Source organism: Streptomyces sp. Wb2n-11 (assembly GCF_001049855.1).
Classification (GTDB): Bacteria; Actinomycetota; Actinomycetes; order Streptomycetales; family Streptomycetaceae; genus Streptomyces; species Streptomyces altiplanensis.
This window is the reverse complement of sequence record NZ_CVPB01000001.1, coordinates 780872-798629: the sequence shown is the minus strand read 5'-3', so window position 1 is coordinate 798629 and position 17758 is coordinate 780872. Positions and strand designations below refer to the sequence as shown.

Sequence of the window (17758 nt, the reverse complement as noted above, 5' to 3'; positions counted from 1 at the left end):
TTCCACGTGGCCGGCACAGGGTGTGCGGCCCGGGAGGGGGAGACAGCCATGTACCGGCAAGGGGACGTACTGACCGTGCCGTTGGACGAGTCGGCGGTGCCGGCACACCTGGCGGAGGCCACCGGCGAACGGCGCGACGCGCGTGGCCGTCTGGTGCTCGCGCTGGGCGAAGTCACCGGGCACGCGCACGCGGTGCAGGGACCCGGCAGGCTGCTGCGGGAGGCGGGTCCCCTCGACCCGATGCTGCTCCATCTGCCCGAGGGCGGACGGGTCGTGCACGAGGAGCACGCGGCGATACCGCTGCCCAAGGGCTGGTACCGGGTGGTGCGCCAGCGCGAGTACGTACCGGGATCGGTCCGCATCGTCGCGGACTGAGCGCCGCGGACCAGGGACACGGGACCACGGGCCAGGGATCAGGGGACAGGGAATTCGATGCAGCATGTGAACACTTGGCGGGCCGTCGCGGCGGCGACCGGCGCGGCGGACCGCGCGGCCGCGGAGGAGGGCGTGCGGCTCGCCTACCGCACGGCGGGACTGGCGGAGCCGGAGCGGATCGTCTGGGCCGCCTCGCCCAAGGCGGCGGTCGAGGCCGTCGAACGGCTCACCGGTGCGGGACGTTCGGTGCGCGACGAGGTGCGCACCGGGCCGTGGGCCGAGGAGCGGCGCCGCCTGCACGACGAGTTGGGGCCGACGGGCTGGGCCGGACTGTGGTCCGCCACCGGTGCCCAGCTGTGGGACACCACCAGGGAACTGGCCGAGCGGATACGGGCCGCAGTCGTCGCCGAGCTCACGGAGCGGCCGGAGGACGAGTCCGACGTACGGCTGGCCCTGCTCGACGCGGTGCTCGGCCAGCACGACGCCGCCTGGCTAGCGGCGTTCGACGGCCGGGGCGACCGGCTCGCGGGGCTGGCGCAGGTGGCCAGGCACGCGGGCTGGTGGTGGCCGTACGAGAGCGCCGTGGTGATCAGCGAACGGCCGGTGGAGCTCCACCGTGACGAGGCCGGACGGCTCGACCGGGGCGACGGCCCCGCCCTGGCCTTTCCCGACGGGTTCGCGCTGTACGCCTGGCGCGGTATGCCCGTACCGGCGGCGTTCCTCGACGAGTTGACGTCGTTGACGCCCGCGCGCATCCGGGCCGAGGAGAACGCCGAGCTGCGGCGCGTGATGCTGGAGCACTACGGCTACGACCGCTACCTCACCGAGTCGGACGCCCAGCCCGTCCACCGCGACGAGACCGGCGTCCTCTGGCGCATAGCCCTCCAGGGCGACGAGGACGTGGTGATGGTCGAGGTGGTCAACTCCACCCCCGAGCCGGACGGCACGCACCGTACGTACTGGCTGCGCGTGCCGCCCAGGACGAGGACGGCGAAGGAAGGGGTGGCCTGGACGTTCGGTCTCGGCCAGGAGGCGTACGAACCGGTGCGTCAGACCTGAGAAAAGCCCAGGCGGGCTCCTGAATCTCCAAGGGTTCCTGAAGTTCCATGGGTTCCAAGGGCTTCAGGGGGCCAGGAGACCTAGGGGGAGAGGAGGTCGCCCGGACCGATCAGGCCCGTGTTGCCCTCCGTCGTGCAGGCGTGGGCGCCCGCCCGGGCGCCCAGACGGGCGCATTCCTCCAGGCCCCGGCCGGTGAGGCGCCCGTACAGGAATCCGCTGACGTACGCGTCCCCGGCGCCGTTGGAGTCCACCACCGGGCCGGGCGGCACGGTCGCGGGGATGGGGTGCGGGGTGCGGCTGCCGTCCCGCGTCAGCAGGTACGAGCCGTCCGCGCCGGCCGTGGCCACCACGGCCTGGGCGCGGCCCTCACGCAGGATGTCCCGCATCACGGAGGCGAACCGTTCGCCGGCGCCCGCCGCGCTGAGGAACACCAGATCACAGCGGAGGGCGAACTCCCTGTGGTGGTCGGCGAGTCCGTCCCAGTCGTGCAGGTCGGTCGAGACCGGGACACCGAGCTCCTGGATGTCGTCGAGCAGGTGTCGGGCGAAGTTCATGACGGACAGGTGGACGTGCCCGGTCCGCCGCAGGTGGGGCAGGTAGAAGTCGCGGGGCATCCGCAGGCCTTCGGGGTCGCGGGCGTCGTAGAAGGACATCCGGCGGCCCGTCGTGCTGTCGACGAGGTTCACCGCCCGGCGGGTGCCCGCAGGTGAGATCAGCGGTTCGAAATCGACACCGCCCTTGGCGAGCCGCTCCCTGACCTGCCCGCCGGCCCAGTCGTCGCCGATGAAGTCGATGAACTTCACCTCGAGGCCGAGAGCCCGGCAGCCCAGCGCGACATTGCCTCCGGTGTGGCCCGGCCACTCGCGGACGGGTGGCACGCCGAGCGAGTCGGCGAGCGGCACGGGCAGCGAGTCGACGCGGACCACGGTGTCCACACCGCTGCCGCCGACCACCAGGACGTCGTACCGCACGCGTTCAGACTGCTGTTCCGACACCGCAACCCCTTCCGGCCGGTTGGACACAGTATGGCTGGTACGGAGAGGTGACAGGGCTGGAGTGGCGCGATCGGTCCGGTGGCGGCCGGTGCTGGGATGGCCCTCCTACCTCTGGAAGGACCATCTCCATGCCCGTACGTACGACACCCACGGCATGCACGGCGCCCTCGTCCCCCTCGCTCCCGCCGTTCCTCCCGTCGGCCGCGGCCCGAGCCCTCACCGCCGCCGTGCTCACCGGCGGACTGCTGATCGGCGGCGCCACACCCGCCCTGGCGGCGCCGCCGTCCGTCCCCGGAACAGCCCTCCCGGCAGCCGCGCCCGCTGCCGCCACCACCGTCTCCGTGAGCGGTGAAGGCAGAGCCTCGGCCGCCCCCGACACGGTTGTCCTCACCGCCGGGGTCGAGGCGACGGAGCCCACCGCGAAGCGGGCGCTGGCCGCCCAGTCCAAGGCCGCCGGCGCACTGCTCGCCGCCGTACGCGCGCAGGGCATCGACGACAGCGACGTGCGGACCGAGAGCCTCTCCCTGAACGCCGTCCACGAGCACACCGACCGGGCCTCGAAACTGATCGGCTACCAGGCGGGCCAGTCCTTCTCCATCAAGATCCGGGACATCGGCAGGACCGGCGCGGTCATGGAGGCCGTGACCGACGCGACGGGTGACGCGGGCCGGATCAACGGCGTCGCCTTCGACGTGGCCGACCCGTCAGTCCTGCGCGCCAGGGCCCGCGAGGCCGCGCACGCCGAAGCGCGGTCGAAGGCCGAGCAGTACGCGCGGCTCAGCGGCCACAGGCTGGGGCGGCTCGTCTCGCTGGCGGAGACGGAAGGCGGGACGCACCGCCCGCTGGACATGCCCGTCGCGGCGTTCAGTGAGGGCAAAGTGCCGGTGGCACCCGGTGAGGTCCAGGAAGAGGTGACCGTCACCGCGGTGTACGAACTGGAGTGACGCGTCCGGTACTTCAGCGGCCCGGTACTTCAGTGGTTCAGTACTTCAGTGGCCCGGTACTTCAGCGGCCCGGTACCTCAGCGGGCGGCGGCCGTCAGCGCCGCGCGGTCGATGCCCAGCTCGTGCGCCAGCGCGTCGTCGGTCCACTCCAGCATGGTGCTGCGGGACAGGGGCCCCGCGTACGACGTCGTCTGAACGGCGAGGCCGTCCAGCAGGGCCGTCAGCCGCCAGGCAGCGGACGCGGGGTCCTCGCACCGGAACTCACCGGCCCGGGCGCCCTCCGTGATGACCTCGGCCAGCGCCGCCTTCCACTGCTGGTCGAGGTCACGGGCCACCTGGCGGAGCGCCGGCTCGCGCAGCGAGGCCGCCCAGCCCTCGATCCACAGCTTCCACCCTTTGGCCTGCCCGGTCGGCGCGTACCAGCGGACCGCGGCGCGCAGTCTGCGGACCGCGCTGGTACGACGGCCGAGCAGCTTGCGCAGCTGTGCGAGATCGCTCTCGGCGGCGTACGTGAAAGCGGCCGCGACAAGCTTCTCCTTGGTCGAGAAGTGGTAGAGGACCAGCGCGTTGCTCACCGAGAGGGCCGAGGCGACATCGGCGATGCGGACGGCGCTCACACCCCGTGCCTCGATCTGTTCGACCGCGGCGCGCAGTATCTCTTCGTGCCGTTCCTCCACGCTCAACCGGACTCTTGCCACGCGACAACCCTACACACGGACCGCCTGACCAGGCCGGTCACCGGGGTGCCGCCGAACCCTTGACAGCGCGCTGTGGCGCAGGCCGCAGTCACCTCTACTGGCTGTCCATTCAGTCAGTTCGAAGTGCCGCGCCTGTACGCACTCCTCGTACCGCCGTAGGAGTCAGCCCCGTGGCCCAAGCACCTCCCTCCCGGTCAGCAGCAGCGACAGGGACAGCAGCAGGGACCGCCGCCGAAGCGCCCGACCTCTCCGGGGGCTGGGGCGAACAGCGCGGCAGGCTCCACAAGGGCCTGCGCCGCCTCGACGTCCTCTTCTTCCTCATATGCATACTGGTCGGCCTCGACACCATCGGCTCGGTGGCGGCGCAGGGCCCCCAGGGCCTGACCTGGATGGCGATCCTCGCGATCGCCTTCTTCCTCCCGTACGGGCTGCTCGTCGCCGGACTCGGTTCCGCCTTCCCGGCGCAGGGCGGTCCGTACGTCTGGACGCGGCTCGCCCTCGGGCGGCTCACCGCCGGGCTCAACCAGATCCCCTACTGGATCTCCAACCCCGCCTGGATGGGCGGCAGTCTGTGCATCACCGTCCTCACCACCTGGGAGGAGTTCCTCACCCCGCTGCCCGGCGGCTGGAAGTACGCCGCCGGACTCGTCCTCATCCGGGGCGGGGCGCTCGCCGTCGTGCAGTCCGTGCGCATCGGCAAGTGGGTGCCGATCGCCGGTGCGGTCGCGCGGATCGTACTGCTCGGCTTCTTCCTCGTCTCCGTCGTCGTCTTCGCCGCGCGGCACGGTGTGCACACCCTGCCGACCGGGGAATTCGCCCCCACCTACGTCGGCTTCGTCGCCCTCGCCCCCGTCCTGATCTTCAACTTCGCCGGTTTCGAACTCCCCAGCTCCGCCGCCGAGGAGATGAAGAACCCGCGCCGCGACATCCCCCTGTCCATCCTCCGCTCCGGTCTCGCCTCGCTCGTCCTGTACGGCGGCCCCATCCCCGGCATCCTCTTCGTCCTCCCCAGCCAGGACATCGGCAGCCTCGGCGGCTTCACCGACGCCTGCAAGGCCGCCTTCACCGTCTACGGGGGTTCGATCGCCGCCGACGGCACGGTCACCCTCACCCTGCGCCGCAAGTACCCGGACGTCACGCGCCCGTACGCCGTCCCCGACGGCCGCGCCGGGACATGGCTGGTGACCGTGCTCGCGACCGGGTTCGTGGCCTTCACCGTCGTCGTGCTGATCTGGCCGGGCTTCGGCGTCGGCTGGTTCGGCACCGAGGGGTCGGCCGCCGCCTCGCTGCCCGAGGCGTTCTCGGGCGAACGGCTCCAGTACACGCTCAGCCAGGTCGTGCCGCTGCTGCGGTTCCTGGTGATCGGGCTGGTCTTCTACGCGCTGGGCGCGAAGACGCGGCGCTCCGAGGGATGAGCGATCCGGCGACGGGATAGCGTGCGCGGCATGGGAGACGCGTACGTGTGGGTGGCCGACCTGGACGCCCGGCCGGAGGAAGCCGCCGTGCTCGCCGGCCGGGTCATGGAGTGGCTGGAGCACCGGGGCATCGTCCGGAGCGAGCTGACGAACTGCCTGCCCGGCGACGGACTCGGCAGGCCACCGGGACCGTGCGCCGCGTACGCCGTCACCGAGGACGCGGTGGCGGCGGGCGCGGCGTGCGGCGTGGTCATGGAGATCGAGCGCCGTGTGTACGCGTGCGCCGACCCCTGGACGGCCACCTGCCCGCACTGCGGTGCCGGGACCGAGCACTCGGACAGCGGCCCCGACATGTGGACGCACGCGTGGGCCCCGCTGCTCGACGCCCTGTACGCATGGTTCGGCGGTACGGGCCCGGACGGCGGGGCCTGTGTGCGCTGCGGTGAGTGGGCCGACTTCCTGGCGTGGCAGATGGATCCGCCGGTCGCGGTCGCCCACCTGGGGCTGGTGCTGTGGAACTGGCCGCCGCCGGCAGGGCCGTTCCTGGCGGAGCTCTCCGAGGTGCTGGGCGGACACCGGCTGGTGACCGCGAGGACCACGGTCTGAGGAGCACGCTCTCAGGAGCACGGTTTGGGGACGGCAGTCCGAGGACCACGGTCCGGCGAACCGCTGCCGGACCCTGCGGTGGGTGCTGAGGAGCGGGGCGGGGGAGGCTCCGCCGGATACGTGTTACACGGTGGCGGCCGAGGTCCGCCCGTACGCCTGCTTGCCGAGCCGCTGCCCGCCGTCCAGCCTCGGGCACTCGCCCGTCAGGTACGACGCCCGCTCGCCCAGCAGGAACAGCGACGTGTCCGCGATCTCCGCCGTGTCCAGCAGCAGCGCGCCCGCGTCGCGGCACACCGCCTCCACCGTCGCGCGTGCGCTGACCAGGGCTCCCGTGTGCGAGGCCGCGGCGCGGCCCGAGGCTTCGCTGCGGCCCACCGTCAGCAGGAGCACCGTCAGCAGGAGCACCGGTCTGCCCGCCGCGTGGGTCGCGGTCAGGGTGCGGGCCAGGCGGCGGCCGTCGCGGAAGTCCTCGACGTACGCGGCGACGATCCGCGTCGGGTCGTGCGCGAGCAGCGCGTCCAGCGCGTCCGCCGCGTCGATGTCGCGCTGGTTGCCGAGCGGGACGAAGCGCGAAAATCCCTGCCCCGCGCGCGAGAGCAGTCTGCCGATCTCCAGCGCCAGGTTGCCGCTCCGCGAGACGAGGCCCACCGCTCCGGCCGGGAGATCACTCCAGCTCAGGCGCAGTTCGCTCGTCGTGTCGACCACGCCCGTGCAGTTGGGGCCGAGCAGCCGCGCCCCGCCCGCGGTGACCAGGGAGGCGAGCTCGCGCTCGTACCGCCCGACGTGATGACCGTGAAGCAGCGGGCACCCGCCGCGAGCCCCTGGACCACCAGGGGCCTGACCTGCCGCGGCGGTACGGCGACGACCACGTGCTCCGGCGGGTCGGGCAGACCGTCCGGACCGGGCAGGAACCGTACGCCGTGCGGTTCGCCGCCGCGCCGGTTCACCAGGTGGACCGTACGGCGGTCGCGCCCTTCGAGGGCCCCGGCGGCCAGCCAGTGGCCCCACTTCTCCGGGTTGCCGGAGGCGCCGACGACGGCGACGGACCGGGGGGTCGAGGAGGCGTCCAGGCCGGTGCGTCCGGTGCGGGTCACCTGTACCACCCGAACCGCTCCGCGACGACCGGCAGGCGGTCGGCGACGATCGCGTGGGCCGCCGCGCGCGGCGTCGTGCCGTCCGCCTCGGCCCGTGCCAGCATCTGGTCGACCAGCGCGCGCATCGAGCGCCGCGTGTACGCGAACGCCTCGTCCGCGTCGGCACCGATGTCGCCGAAGAGGGTCCACCACCACCAGGCGTTCGTACCGGAGTTGACGACGACGTCCGGCAGGACGCTCACCCCCCGCTCCGCCAGCAGCACCTCGGCGTCGGGCAGCACCGGCATGTTGGCCGCCTCGACGATCCAGCGGACGGTGGTGCTGACGCGTTCCTGGTTGGCGGCGTCCACGGCGTACGAGACGGCCGCCGGGACCAGCACCTCCGCCTCCGCGGACAGCCAGGCGTCGCCCGGCAGTTCCCGGTCGCCGGGGCGCAGGAGACTCCGGTGCACGGCGCCGTACGCGTCGCGGGCGCCGAGCAGCGCTTCGACGTCCAGACCGTCCGGGTTGGCGACCGTGCCTTTCACGTCGGCCACGGCGACGATCTTCAGTCCCGCGCGGGACAGGAAGCGGGCGGTCGCACCGCCCATCGTTCCGAGGCCCTGCACGGAGACGCGCGTGCCCTCGTACGCGACCCCGGCGCGGTCGAGCGCCGCGAGCACCGACTCGGCGACCCCGCAGCCGCCGACGAGTTCGTCGAGCCCGATGCCGTCGACCTCCACGGCGAACGCGCCGGCGAGCCGACGGCGTGCCGCGCTCTCGTCGTCGAGCAGCGGGTAGACGGCCTGGACGGAGGAGACGAGACCGGCCTCGGCGGCGGCCCTGTCGACGGTGTCCTGGGTCAGGCCGAGGTCCTCGCCCGTGGTCCAGAAGCTCTCGATGTACGGACGCACGGCGCGCAGGTAGCGCACCAGGACGCCGTACGCCTCCGGGTCCCGGGGATCGCAGTCGATGCCGCCCTTGGCGCCGCCGAGCGGGACGTAACGGCTCTCGGGGTTGTAGTGGAGGACCTCCTTCATCGTCATGCCGCGGGCCAGCCCCTCGACCTCGTCGAGCGTGCAGCCCTCGCGCATGCGCAGACCACCGCTGGACACGCCGCGCACGAGCCGGTCGACGACCAGGAAACCCCGGCGCCCTGTGACGTGGTCGGTCCAGCTCAGCGAGATCAGGGGGGCGGGGGCGCTCATGCGGTGATCTCCTCGGGAGACGTACAGCTCTTCTTGGACGAGGCACTGCGTGAAGACGTCGGTGAAACCACCGCCCCGTACTCCTCGGGGAGCGTGAATCCGGTGATGCCGACCTCGGCGGCCCTGCGCCACGGGTCCCGGGGCGTCTCGGTGTCCGCCTCGTCCACGGCGCGCGCCCGGGGCCTGATCTCCTCACGCGCGAAGGCGCGGATGAGTTCGACGGTGTCGCGCTGCTCCGCGGTGAGCGGAGCGAGCTCGGTAGGGAGGTCGGACATGGGTGCCTTCAGGCACGACGGTGTCTCCACGGCAGATTAACTGAACAGTCAGTCAGTATTTGGAGCCGGGCGGACCCCTGTCAACGAGATCCGTTACTGAACCAACGATCAGTTCAAGCCAGGCTGTGCGACCCGTTCCGCACCCGCTTCCGCGACGGTCCCGCCCCCGCCCTGTCGGACCCGGCGCACATAATGGAAAAGAGACCGAGCCCCTGGAGGTCCTGTGACCGGTGCTGACGCCCTGCCGCCGCTGCGCTCCCGGCTGCGCGCGCTGCGGACCGCCGCTTTCGGCGCGGATCCGGCGGGGGAGCGGATGGAGCGCATCCGCCGCTCGCCCCACTTCGCCGACGGGGTCTTCCAGAACCCGGTGGGTGCGGGGACGAGGACCTCCGCGTCGACCTTCGAACTCGCGAAGCTCTACTTCCGCAAGGAAGAGCGGCTCCGCAGGTCTCCTGCCGGGCCGGTGCCCCTCCACGCCACGACCCTCGCCGATCTGGCCCAGCCGCCGGCCACCGGGCTGCGCCTCACCTGGATGGGCCATTCGAGCGTGCTCGCCGAGATCGACGGGCGGCGCGTGCTCTTCGACCCGGTGTGGGGGCAGCGCTGCTCCCCCTTCGCCTTCGCGGGGCCCAAGCGGCTGCATCCCGTCCCCGTGCCGTTGGCCTCGCTCGGCCCCGTCGACGCCGTGGTGATCTCCCACGACCACTACGACCATCTGGACATGCCCACCATCCGCGCCCTCGCGGGCACCGGCACGGTCTTCGCGGTGCCGCTCGGCGTCGGCGCCCACCTGGAACACTGGGGCGTGCCCGCCGACCGGATGCGCGAACTCGACTGGAACGAGACGGCGAAGGTCGCCGGACTCGCCCTGACCGCCACCCCCGCCCGCCACTTCTGCGGCCGCGGCCTGCGCAACCAGCAGCACACCCTCTGGGCTTCCTGGGCCGTCGCGGGACCGGAGCACCGGATCTACCACAGCGGCGACACCGGCTACTTCGAAGGCTTCGGGGACATCGGCGCCGAGCACGGTCCGTTCGACGCGACCATGATCCAGATCGGTGCTTACAGTGACCACTGGCCGGACATCCACATGACCCCTGAGCAGGGGATTCGTACCCATCTCGATCTGCAGGGCGGGCAGCCGCTCGGGGTGATGCTGCCGATCCACTGGGGTACGTTCAACCTGGCTTTCCACCCGTGGGCGGAGCCGGCCGAACGGACCATGTTCGCCGCCCGCCGGGCCGGTGTCGCCACTGCCGCGCCTCGGCCGGGGGAGCCGTTCCAGCCGGCCGACAGGCCGGCGGTGACCCCGTGGTGGCGTTCGGTGGCCGGACCCGTCGAGGGCGGCTGGCCCGCCTGGCCGCCGGTGGAATCGGCCCAGTTGGACCTCGTCGTCGACTGAGTGCCGGTGATCCGCGGCGGCGGTGCTGCCGACACGGTGCGGGGCGGGCCGCGAGTGCCGCGGCGGCCGGTTCGCGGGCCGGGCCGGGACGGGACGCTCCCGGGGTTTCGGCCGGAACGACGCCATTCACAGGACGGCCGGCGGGTTCACGACGGCTTCACGCCTTGCCGCGGCCCGACCCGCCGGATGTCGATTACGGCGGCGCCGGCCCGGTGGTGGAGGCCCCGGGAACTGCGTTTCGGCGCTTCCTCGGTGTGCGTGAAAACCGCCCGTGGTCAGCGGCCGGCACATCGGCGGAAAACACGAAGTCCCCTGCCGCTCGCGCGGTTGGGGACTTTGCTTCCTTCGAGGCCGAATACGTCAATGGGCCGCCTGGTACTTCTCCATCAAGTCGGCCGGGATACGGCCGCGGCTGTTCACCTCAATGCCCTGGCTCTGGGCCCACTCGCGAACCTTGGCTGCATCTGTTCCACCGGACTGCGCGCGCTTGGCGGTCCGGCGGGCACCACCACCGTTGACCTTGCGGCCCGCGCCCATAAAGGGCCCCAGGACGTCCAGCAGCTTCTGGTAGTTGTCCGGTCCCAGGTCGATCTCGTAGTGGACACCGTCCACGCTAAAGGCATGAGTGGCGATGTCCTCGCCCTCGGTTCCGGTGAGATCGTCGGTATAGATCGTTACGGTGCGCTGAACCATCGAAGTAGTCCCTTTCCTGTTTGTGGAAAATAGCCTACTCGGCATGGCGAGAGCCAGTCACCTGATGTCTTGCCCGAAGTTACGGACCGTCTGCCACTCAAGCGGGACGTAACGCTCAAATGGGGCGGGTTTGCTCTCCGGAAGTCAGCTCCGAGGGGGAGCGGGTGACGTGGCCGCTCGCCGGAAAAGAGCGGAGCGCCATTAACCGTACGGCGGTGCTCCGGAGCCCGGCGGTGACAAACTAATGGCCTTCCCTGCCGGGCTTTATGTCATCTGCTGTTATGTGCCCGTTTTCATTCCGGGGGGCGCTGAATGAATTCGCCCCGGCCCGGCCCGGCCCGCGTGCCGTCCCGGCGGGGCCCCGGGTGCGGAGGCGGAGGCGGTCCAGGCCGTCCCGGGCTGCCGGCGGCGTGGGCTTTTCGGCCTGGCGTACGGGGTCTCATACCAGAGTGGGGAGCTGCGCGGGCAAGTTTGGCAACTGTCCGCCGATCATGAAAGGCTGCCGACTACTGTGTGTGTCCGGTGATCGACACGGGGCCACGACGCCCTGGTCGAACAGCCCAGACCGGCAGTGGTCGAACAGTCGAGCAGACGTAGTGCGTCGACCCCTGGGGCCCACGTACCAAGGACACTGATGTCTCAACTCCGCGCACCCGCCGCGCGCGCAGACCGCCGTGAGGGCGGGCGGCACGGACGGCCGGGCGCACGCTCCCACCCCGCACAGCCGATGCCCGACGCCCACCTGCGTCCTCAGCTTCTGCGTGCTGCCGTACTTCCGGCCGTCGCCGTCACCCTCAGCGGCGCCGCTGCCGTGCTGTTCACCCTCCGCGTCGGCGCCGCCGAGTCGACGCGCGACTTATGGGCCGCGCTCGCCGGGGCCGCGGCCCTCGCCGTCGTCGCGCTGGCGGCGGCCGTCGTGGGCGCCGACCGGGCCGCGAAGACCGTGCTCGACCGCTGCAACGCGCTGCGCAGGTCCAGCGCCCGGGGGCAGGCCGACCTGCGTGCGGTCGTCGAGCGGCTGCGGCGCGGCGAGGGGCCGCCCGTCCGGCGCACGCCGCCGCCCGGTGCGCCGGACGGCGACGAGTTCGACCTGCTGGAACTGGAGCTCGGACGGGCGCACGAGGCCGCCGTGGGCGCCGTCGTGCAGGCCGCCCAGCTCTCCATCAGCGCTGACACGGACCAGAAGGTCGAGGTCTTCGTCAATCTGGCCCGCCGTCTCCAGTCGCTCGTGCACCGCGAGATCCAGCTGCTCGACGAGCTCGAGAACGACGTCGAGGACCCCGACCTGCTCAAGGGACTCTTCCACGTCGACCACCTGGCCACCCGCATCCGCAGGCACGCGGAGAACCTCGCCGTTCTCGGCGGCGCGGTCTCCCGGCGCCAGTGGAGCAATCCGGTGACCATGACGGAGGTACTGCGCTCCTCGATCGCCGAAGTCGAGCAGTACTCACGGGTCAAGCTGGTGCCGCCGATCGACGGCACCCTGCGCGGCCACGCCGTCGCCGACGTCATCCACCTCCTCGCCGAACTCGTCGAGAACGCCACGGTGTTCTCCGCCCCGCGCACCACCGTGCTGCTCCGCGCCCAGTACGTCACGGCGGGCCTGGCCATCGAGGTCGAGGACCGGGGCCTGGGCATGCCCGCCACCGAGCAGAACAAGATGAACGCTCTGCTCCACGACCCGGACAACGTCGACGTCGGCCACCTTCTCAGGGACGGGCGCATCGGCCTCTTCGTGGTGTCCGCGCTGGCTCGCAGGCACGGCGTCACCGTCCGGCTCCAGGCCAACATCTACGGCGGTGTCCAGGCCGTACTGGTCCTGCCGCAGGGGCTGCTGGGCGGGGACGACCAGGACGGTCCCGCACGGACGGCGACCGCCGGGACGTGGCAGGGAATCCCGGCTTCCGCGCCGGCGCCGGGCGCCCCCCCACTCACGCCCGTACCCGCACACGCCGTTCCCCGGGCCCACGCTCACATGGCCGGCGTCCACGGCAACGCACCGCTCCCGGTACGCGGTAGCCGGGAGGACCGGTCCGTCCCGGCCGCCGCCCACCCGGGCGTCAACCGCTCCACCGTGCCCGGTTTCCCCGCCGAACCGGTCCCCGCGCAACCGCAACCGCAACCGCAACCGCAACCGCAACCGCCCGCGGACGGATACACGAGCGGCGCGGTGAGCCGCCCCCGGCTGCCCAGGCGCCGCAGCCAGGAGAACCTGGTGCCCGAGCTCAGAGAAGCCCCCGCCGCACGCCGGGAGGACGAGTACCCCGCCCTCCACGACCCGGGTCTGATGGCGGCCTTCCAGCGGGGCATCGGCCTGGCGGAGGCCCAGGCGGACCCGCACCCCTTTCCACAACCGGACCAGGCACCGGACTGGGTGCCGGCCCCGGAACAGCAGCCGCAGCCGTACCACCCGCGGGAGGGCGGCGCGGGCTGACCGCTCCCGTCGTTCTCCCCACCCTTCCGACCCGCGGTACCCCAAGGAGTAGATGCACCATGGCGAGTGATGCGCCGACCGGCCGAGTGCCCGACCTCGACTGGCTGTTGAGCGGCCTGGTCCAGCGTGTTCCCTTCACGCGCAACGCGGTTCTGCTCTCCTCCGACGGCCTGGTCAAGTCGGTCCACGGCCTCGACAACGACAGCGCCGACCACATGGCCGCCCTCGCCTCCGGCCTGTACTCGCTCGGCCGCAGCGCGGGCGCCCGCTTCGGTGACGCCGGAGAGGTCCGCCAGATCGTCGTGGAGCTCGACTCCACCCTCCTCTTCGTCTCCACCGCCGGCTCCGGCACCTGTCTCGCGGTACTCGCGGGCCGCGAGGCGGACGCGGCGGTGCTGGGCTACGAGATGGCGATGCTCGTCAAGAGCGTCCGGCCGTACCTGGTGACACCGGCCAGGCAGAGGGCGGGCGCACAGAGCGCCACGGGATTCTGAGGGTGCCGCCCCCGCAGGACGGGCCGTGGCTCGACGACGCGGCCGGCCGGCTCGTCCGCCCGTACGCGGTGAGTGACGGCCGCACCCGCCCCACGACCGCCCTCGACCTGCTGTCCATGGTGCGGGCCACCGGGGCGGAGCCGCTGATGCACCTCGGTCCCGAGCATGCCCAGGCGCTCGGGCTGTGCGCACGTCCCACCTCGGTGGCGGAGATCGCGGCGTATCTGCGGCTTCCCGCGGTCATCACCAAGGTGCTGCTGTCCGACCTGGTCGGCTGCGGAGCGCTCACCACCCACGCGCCCCGCTTCGACGACCAGCCCACCGACCTATCCCTGCTGGAGGCAGTGCTCGATGGTCTACGACGACGGCTCTGACCTGTTTCCCACCGCACTCAAGATCCTCGTCGCGGGCGGGTTCGGGGTCGGCAAGACGACCTTTGTGGGAGCGGTCAGCGAGATCGCACCGCTGAGTACGGAAGAACTGCTCACCCGGATGAGCGTCGGGACCGACCGCCTGGAAGGTGTCGAGGACAAGGCCACGACGACCGTCGCCATGGACTTCGGCCGGCTGACTCTCGACGACCGGCACGTGCTGTACCTCTTCGGCACCCCCGGCCAGGAGCGCTTCTGGTTCATGTGGGACGAACTCTCCAAGGGCGCCCTCGGCGCCGTCGTGCTCGCCGACACCCGACGCCTCCAGGACTGCTTCGCTGCCCTCGACTTCTTCGAGCGGCGCGGCATCGAGTTCGTCGTGGCCGTCAACGAGTTCGACGGCGCCCACCGCTACGAACCGGAGGAAGTGCGGGCCGCGCTCGACCTCGATCACAAGACCCCCGTCGTGCTGTGCGACGCCCGTGTCGCCGGCTCGGGGATCAGCACGCTGGTCACCCTCGTCCGGCACCTCCTCACCCTCACCCCGGCCCCGCCGAGTTACGGAGCACCCGCATGACCCGCCACAGGATCGGCTCCCTGCTGCTTCCCCCCGCCGACCCCCAGGCGCCCGCCCGTGTGCAGCGACTCCACCAGCTCGGGCTGGGCGACCGGGCCGTGCCCGCGTTCGACGCGTTCGCCGACCGGCTCGCGGAGATGACCGGCGCGCCGTACTCCATGGTCAACTTCATCGACGAGAACCGGCAGTTCTTCGCCGGACTGCACACCCCGACCGGCACGCACAGCGGCACCGACCTGGGCGCGGTGGCCGCGACGAGCCGTATCGGCCGGTTCCTCGCCCGCGACCACGGCTACTGCCCGCATGTCGTCGCGCGGCGCAAGGCGCTCGTTCTGGAGGACGTCTGCGACTACCCGCGGTTCGCGGGCAACCCGGTCGTCGACGAGATCGGCATCCGGTCGTACATGGGTGCGCCCGTCATCGACCGTACGGACATCCTGCTCGGCACGGTCTGTGTCGTCGACACCGAGCCGCGCCGGTGGGGGCGGGCGGGACTGGAGACGATCAAGGCGATGGCCACGGAGCTGGCCGAACTGATCCGGCGCCGGGAGGACGGCGGGATCTGGCTCTGACACGGGCCCGCACACCGCACCCGTCGTGCGGTGTCGTCATACGTCCGCGACCGTTCCGTCGGGGAAGGACAGCCGGACCGATCCGGCCGAGACCTCGACCGTGACGGCCTCGCGCAGCGTCTGGGGGTGGACCGTGTCCCGGGACAGCGCGATCAGGGACACCTGGACGCTGTGCCCGCCCGGATGGGCGCCGAGCCGCAGAAACGGTGTCGCGGAGTGCGGACCGTACGCATTGGCCTGGACGTCGCGCGAGACCGCGGCCTCCTCCGCGTCCCAGCCGCACAGCGCGACGACCGTGCTGGTCAGGCCCTCGGCCGTACGGGCCAGGGCCCAGCCGGGGCCCGTCTCCGCCCAGGGGCGCTCGGACCCCGCCACCGCGTGGCCGCCCTCGCGCACGCCCGCTCCCTCCGGGGCCTCCACCCGGTGGACCCGTACCTCCCACGGCCCGTACAGCACGCTGGTCGTGTCGATACGGAACTCCCGCTCGTCGCCGGGAAGGTGCGCGACGTGCCAGGAGGAGGCGGTGCGTCCCGCGCAGTCGCCGGGGTTGATCCGGCGGCGGCGTGAAGGGGTGCCGTCGGGTGCGAGGAGCGCGAGGTGGTTGTCGACGGCGCGCGCCCAGGCGTGCGCGGCGGCGTCGGGCGCCGTCGCCGTGGAGTAGGCGAACTTCGCGTAGTGCGGATCGTCCTCGGCGTCGCCGGTGAGCGGATTGTGGTCGCTGCCGTGGTTGACGAGGCGCACGATGCCGTCGTGGCGGGTGCCGTGGAGCAGCCAGCCGGGGGCCGGAAGCGCGGTGTACTGGTCGGACTCCTCGACGGGGAGCGGCAGTTCGCGCGAGGTCCACGTGGGGTGGCCGACGGGCAGGAGAAGGCCGAGAAAGCCCTTGCTCGCCCAGTAGGGGGACGCCGGACCCGAGTAGGACTGGGTCGTGGGGAGGAAGGTGTCGTACCAGCCCAGGGGCAGCAGCCCCCGCTCGTCGGGGACGCCGCGCTCCGCGAAGTGCCGGAGCGCACCGGAGGCGAGGCGCCTGGTGAGGCCCGGCTCCAGCGGGGTGCAGTCGGCGAGCGCGCCCATCCATACGGGGGCGACGGATGCGAAGCGGTAGGTGAGGGAACGGCCCTGGTGGACGGGGGAGCCGTCGCCGCCGAAGAAGTGCGGGTAGGTGGCGAGGAACCGGGAGAGGCGGTCCCGGTAGACGGGGGTGCGGCCGCCGTCGTCGTCGCCTGCCATTCGGGACCACAGCAGCGGGTAGAGGTGCATCGCCCAGCCGATGTAGTAGTCGAAGTTCCGGCCGTCGCCGTCGGTGTACCAGCCGTCGCCGGCGTACCAGTCCTCGATACGATCCAGGCCGCCCTCGATGTCGGAGCGGCTGTGCGGCGCGCCGACGGAGGCCAGGAACTGCTCGGACACGACCTGGAAGAGCCGCCAGTTGTTGTCCCAGGTGCGGCCGCCGACGAAGCCGGAGAGCCAGTCGGCCACCCGCTCCTGGACACGGGTGTCGAGACGGTCCCAGATCCAGGGGCGGGTCTCGTGCAGGCCGACGGCGATCGAGGCGGCCTCGACCATCTGCTGGGAGCAGTCGGTGAGGCGCGGCCAGGCCTCTCCGGAGCCCGGGTCCGGGTCGGTGCCCGTTGTCAGACCCTGCGCGTACCTTTCGATCAGGCGCGGACCGACGTCACCGCCCGATCCGGCGATCCGGAAGGAGGCCAGCAGGAATGAGCGTGCGTAGCCTTCGAGGCCGTCCGAGACCACTCCCGACCAGCTGCCTCGTCCGGGGAGCCGGTACTGGGCGAAGCACGGTGTCGCGTACGGGACAAGGGAGGCCAGGAGGTGGTCGGCCATGGCTTCCCAGTGGGCGCGGGTCCATCCGGTGCGGGGGGACCGCAGGCCGTCGGTCGGGGGGAGTCGCAGGTAGGGGGCGGGCATCGCGGGGGCTCCTCGGAATGGGGAGTGGGCGGGGCGGGGTGCTTGCGGCGGGCTTGTTCCCCTGCTCGCCCCTTCCCGAACCCGGGGCAGGCGCCAGGCCCCCGGGCGCCCTTCGGGCGTGTCCTCAGTCGCCGGACAGGCTCCGATGGAGCCCCTCCGGCGACTGAGGACACGAAGCCGGGGCCGATCGGCAGGATCGCGCGGGCGCACTGCGCACGCAGCAGGGAGACGTACGCGGTCTCCCGGCCCGGCTTCCGGAAGGTGGAGGCCGGCATGACGAGCAGGCCCCGTTCGGCGGCCGCCCGCACGACTCCGCCGGCGATCGCGGCGAAGCAGGGGGCGCCGACGTCGTGGCGGGCGACTCCGACGGTGTTGTCGGGGCGTCGGCGAGCGCCTGGGCATGGGCGTCGGGGAGGCGGCCGAGCGCGTCGGCGGCGGCGCACGCGCACCCGCAGGTCTTCGCGGGCCCGGGTGGTGCCGTTGAGCGTTCGGAACGCCGTGGCCGGGGAGGCCCCCGCGCGGCGGGCGACGGCCTCCAGCGTCACCTGGGCCGGTGATTCCCGTGCACTCGACCCGATCCCGTGGGGGGCGGTGGCGGCAGGGTTCCGAAACTTCGGGACGGCCTATTGACCGTGCGTACG

General features: G+C 72.2%; 19 protein-coding genes. 11 read left to right on the top strand and 8 right to left on the bottom strand.

The window, feature by feature from the left end; genetic code table 11:
* Positions 1 to 48 precede the first annotated feature (48 nt).
* A complete protein-coding gene (locus tag BN1555_RS03530; RefSeq protein ID WP_093797750.1) occupies positions 49 to 375 on the top strand; it encodes a hypothetical protein in 327 nt (108 codons plus the stop codon).
* 57 nt (positions 376 to 432) lie between these two features.
* Positions 433 to 1434: a DUF6745 domain-containing protein gene (locus tag BN1555_RS03525; protein ID WP_093797748.1), complete on the top strand. Its 1002-nt coding sequence runs from the start codon at positions 433 to 435 to the stop codon at positions 1432 to 1434.
* Positions 1435 to 1514: 80 nt separating this feature from the next.
* Here the strand turns inward: BN1555_RS03525 and BN1555_RS03520 are convergent, their stop codons facing one another.
* On the bottom strand, positions 1515 to 2429 hold the full coding sequence (locus BN1555_RS03520; protein WP_093797746.1) for a carbohydrate kinase family protein: 915 nt from the start codon (positions 2427 to 2429) through the stop codon (positions 1515 to 1517).
* Between the two features lie 128 nt (positions 2430 to 2557).
* Between BN1555_RS03520 and BN1555_RS03515 the strand changes: the two genes are divergently transcribed.
* On the top strand, positions 2558 to 3373 hold the full coding sequence (locus BN1555_RS03515; RefSeq protein WP_093797744.1) for an SIMPL domain-containing protein: 816 nt from the start codon (positions 2558 to 2560) through the stop codon (positions 3371 to 3373).
* 77 nt (positions 3374 to 3450) lie between these two features.
* On the opposite strand, the gene BN1555_RS03510 is transcribed toward BN1555_RS03515, so the two are convergent.
* Positions 3451 to 4071, bottom strand: a complete 621-nt coding sequence (locus BN1555_RS03510) for a TetR/AcrR family transcriptional regulator (protein ID WP_093797742.1) — start codon at positions 4069 to 4071, stop codon at positions 3451 to 3453.
* Between the two features lie 170 nt (positions 4072 to 4241).
* On the opposite strand from BN1555_RS03510, the gene BN1555_RS03505 reads away from it, so the two are divergent.
* Positions 4242 to 5486, top strand: coding sequence for an APC family permease (locus BN1555_RS03505; protein ID WP_255305854.1), 1245 nt, complete (start codon positions 4242 to 4244; stop codon positions 5484 to 5486).
* A 30-nt stretch (positions 5487 to 5516) separates the two neighbouring features.
* Positions 5517 to 6092: a hypothetical protein gene (locus BN1555_RS03500; protein WP_093797740.1), complete on the top strand. Its 576-nt coding sequence runs from the start codon at positions 5517 to 5519 to the stop codon at positions 6090 to 6092.
* A gap of 123 nt (positions 6093 to 6215) precedes the next feature.
* Here BN1555_RS03500 and BN1555_RS40070 read toward each other — a convergent pair whose 3' ends face one another.
* From BN1555_RS40070 to BN1555_RS03485, 4 genes are read right to left on the bottom strand one after another with little or no spacing between them, the layout of a single operon-like run.
* Entirely contained in the window at positions 6216 to 6797 is a 582-nt protein-coding gene (locus BN1555_RS40070; RefSeq protein ID WP_255305853.1) for a hypothetical protein, read from the bottom strand.
* Positions 6767 to 7186: a CoA-binding protein gene (locus tag BN1555_RS40065; RefSeq protein ID WP_255305852.1), complete on the bottom strand. Its 420-nt coding sequence runs from the start codon at positions 7184 to 7186 to the stop codon at positions 6767 to 6769. The genes BN1555_RS40070 and BN1555_RS40065 overlap by 31 nt, the downstream gene beginning before the upstream one ends.
* The gene (locus BN1555_RS03490; protein ID WP_093803142.1) at positions 7183 to 8373 is read right to left on the bottom strand and encodes a Glu/Leu/Phe/Val dehydrogenase dimerization domain-containing protein; all 1191 of its coding nucleotides are present in this window, start codon (positions 8371 to 8373) and stop codon (positions 7183 to 7185) included. Before BN1555_RS03490 ends, BN1555_RS40065 begins: the two co-directional genes overlap by 4 nt.
* A complete protein-coding gene (locus BN1555_RS03485; protein WP_255305851.1) occupies positions 8370 to 8648 on the bottom strand; it encodes an acyl-CoA dehydrogenase family protein in 279 nt (92 codons plus the stop codon). The genes BN1555_RS03490 and BN1555_RS03485 overlap by 4 nt, the downstream gene beginning before the upstream one ends.
* 223 nt (positions 8649 to 8871) lie before the next feature.
* On the opposite strand from BN1555_RS03485, the gene BN1555_RS03480 reads away from it, so the two are divergent.
* Positions 8872 to 10050: an MBL fold metallo-hydrolase gene (locus tag BN1555_RS03480; RefSeq protein ID WP_093797738.1), complete on the top strand. Its 1179-nt coding sequence runs from the start codon at positions 8872 to 8874 to the stop codon at positions 10048 to 10050.
* A 360-nt stretch (positions 10051 to 10410) separates the two neighbouring features.
* On the opposite strand, the gene BN1555_RS03475 is transcribed toward BN1555_RS03480, so the two are convergent.
* Positions 10411 to 10743 (bottom strand): histone-like nucleoid-structuring protein Lsr2, encoded by a 333-nt coding sequence (locus BN1555_RS03475; RefSeq protein ID WP_093797736.1) that lies wholly within the window; start codon positions 10741 to 10743, stop codon positions 10411 to 10413.
* A gap of 634 nt (positions 10744 to 11377) precedes the next feature.
* Here BN1555_RS03475 and BN1555_RS03470 point away from each other — a divergent pair.
* From BN1555_RS03470 to BN1555_RS03450, 5 genes are read left to right on the top strand one after another with little or no spacing between them, the layout of a single operon-like run.
* A complete protein-coding gene (locus BN1555_RS03470) occupies positions 11378 to 13177 on the top strand; it encodes a sensor histidine kinase (protein WP_107081058.1) in 1800 nt (599 codons plus the stop codon).
* Between the two features lie 59 nt (positions 13178 to 13236).
* Positions 13237 to 13671 (top strand): roadblock/LC7 domain-containing protein, encoded by a 435-nt coding sequence (locus tag BN1555_RS03465; RefSeq protein ID WP_093797734.1) that lies wholly within the window; start codon positions 13237 to 13239, stop codon positions 13669 to 13671.
* Positions 13672 to 13673: 2 nt separating this feature from the next.
* Positions 13674 to 14045, top strand: coding sequence for a DUF742 domain-containing protein (locus BN1555_RS03460; protein WP_093797732.1), 372 nt, complete (start codon positions 13674 to 13676; stop codon positions 14043 to 14045).
* Positions 14023 to 14619: a GTP-binding protein gene (locus tag BN1555_RS03455; protein ID WP_093797730.1), complete on the top strand. Its 597-nt coding sequence runs from the start codon at positions 14023 to 14025 to the stop codon at positions 14617 to 14619. Before BN1555_RS03460 ends, BN1555_RS03455 begins: the two co-directional genes overlap by 23 nt.
* On the top strand, positions 14616 to 15191 hold the full coding sequence (locus BN1555_RS03450) for a GAF domain-containing protein (protein WP_093797728.1): 576 nt from the start codon (positions 14616 to 14618) through the stop codon (positions 15189 to 15191). The genes BN1555_RS03455 and BN1555_RS03450 overlap by 4 nt, the downstream gene beginning before the upstream one ends.
* A gap of 36 nt (positions 15192 to 15227) precedes the next feature.
* Here the strand turns inward: BN1555_RS03450 and BN1555_RS03445 are convergent, their stop codons facing one another.
* On the bottom strand, positions 15228 to 17117 hold the full coding sequence (locus BN1555_RS03445; protein WP_093797726.1) for a DUF2264 domain-containing protein: 1890 nt from the start codon (positions 17115 to 17117) through the stop codon (positions 15228 to 15230).
* Positions 17118 to 17758: the final 641 nt, after the last annotated feature.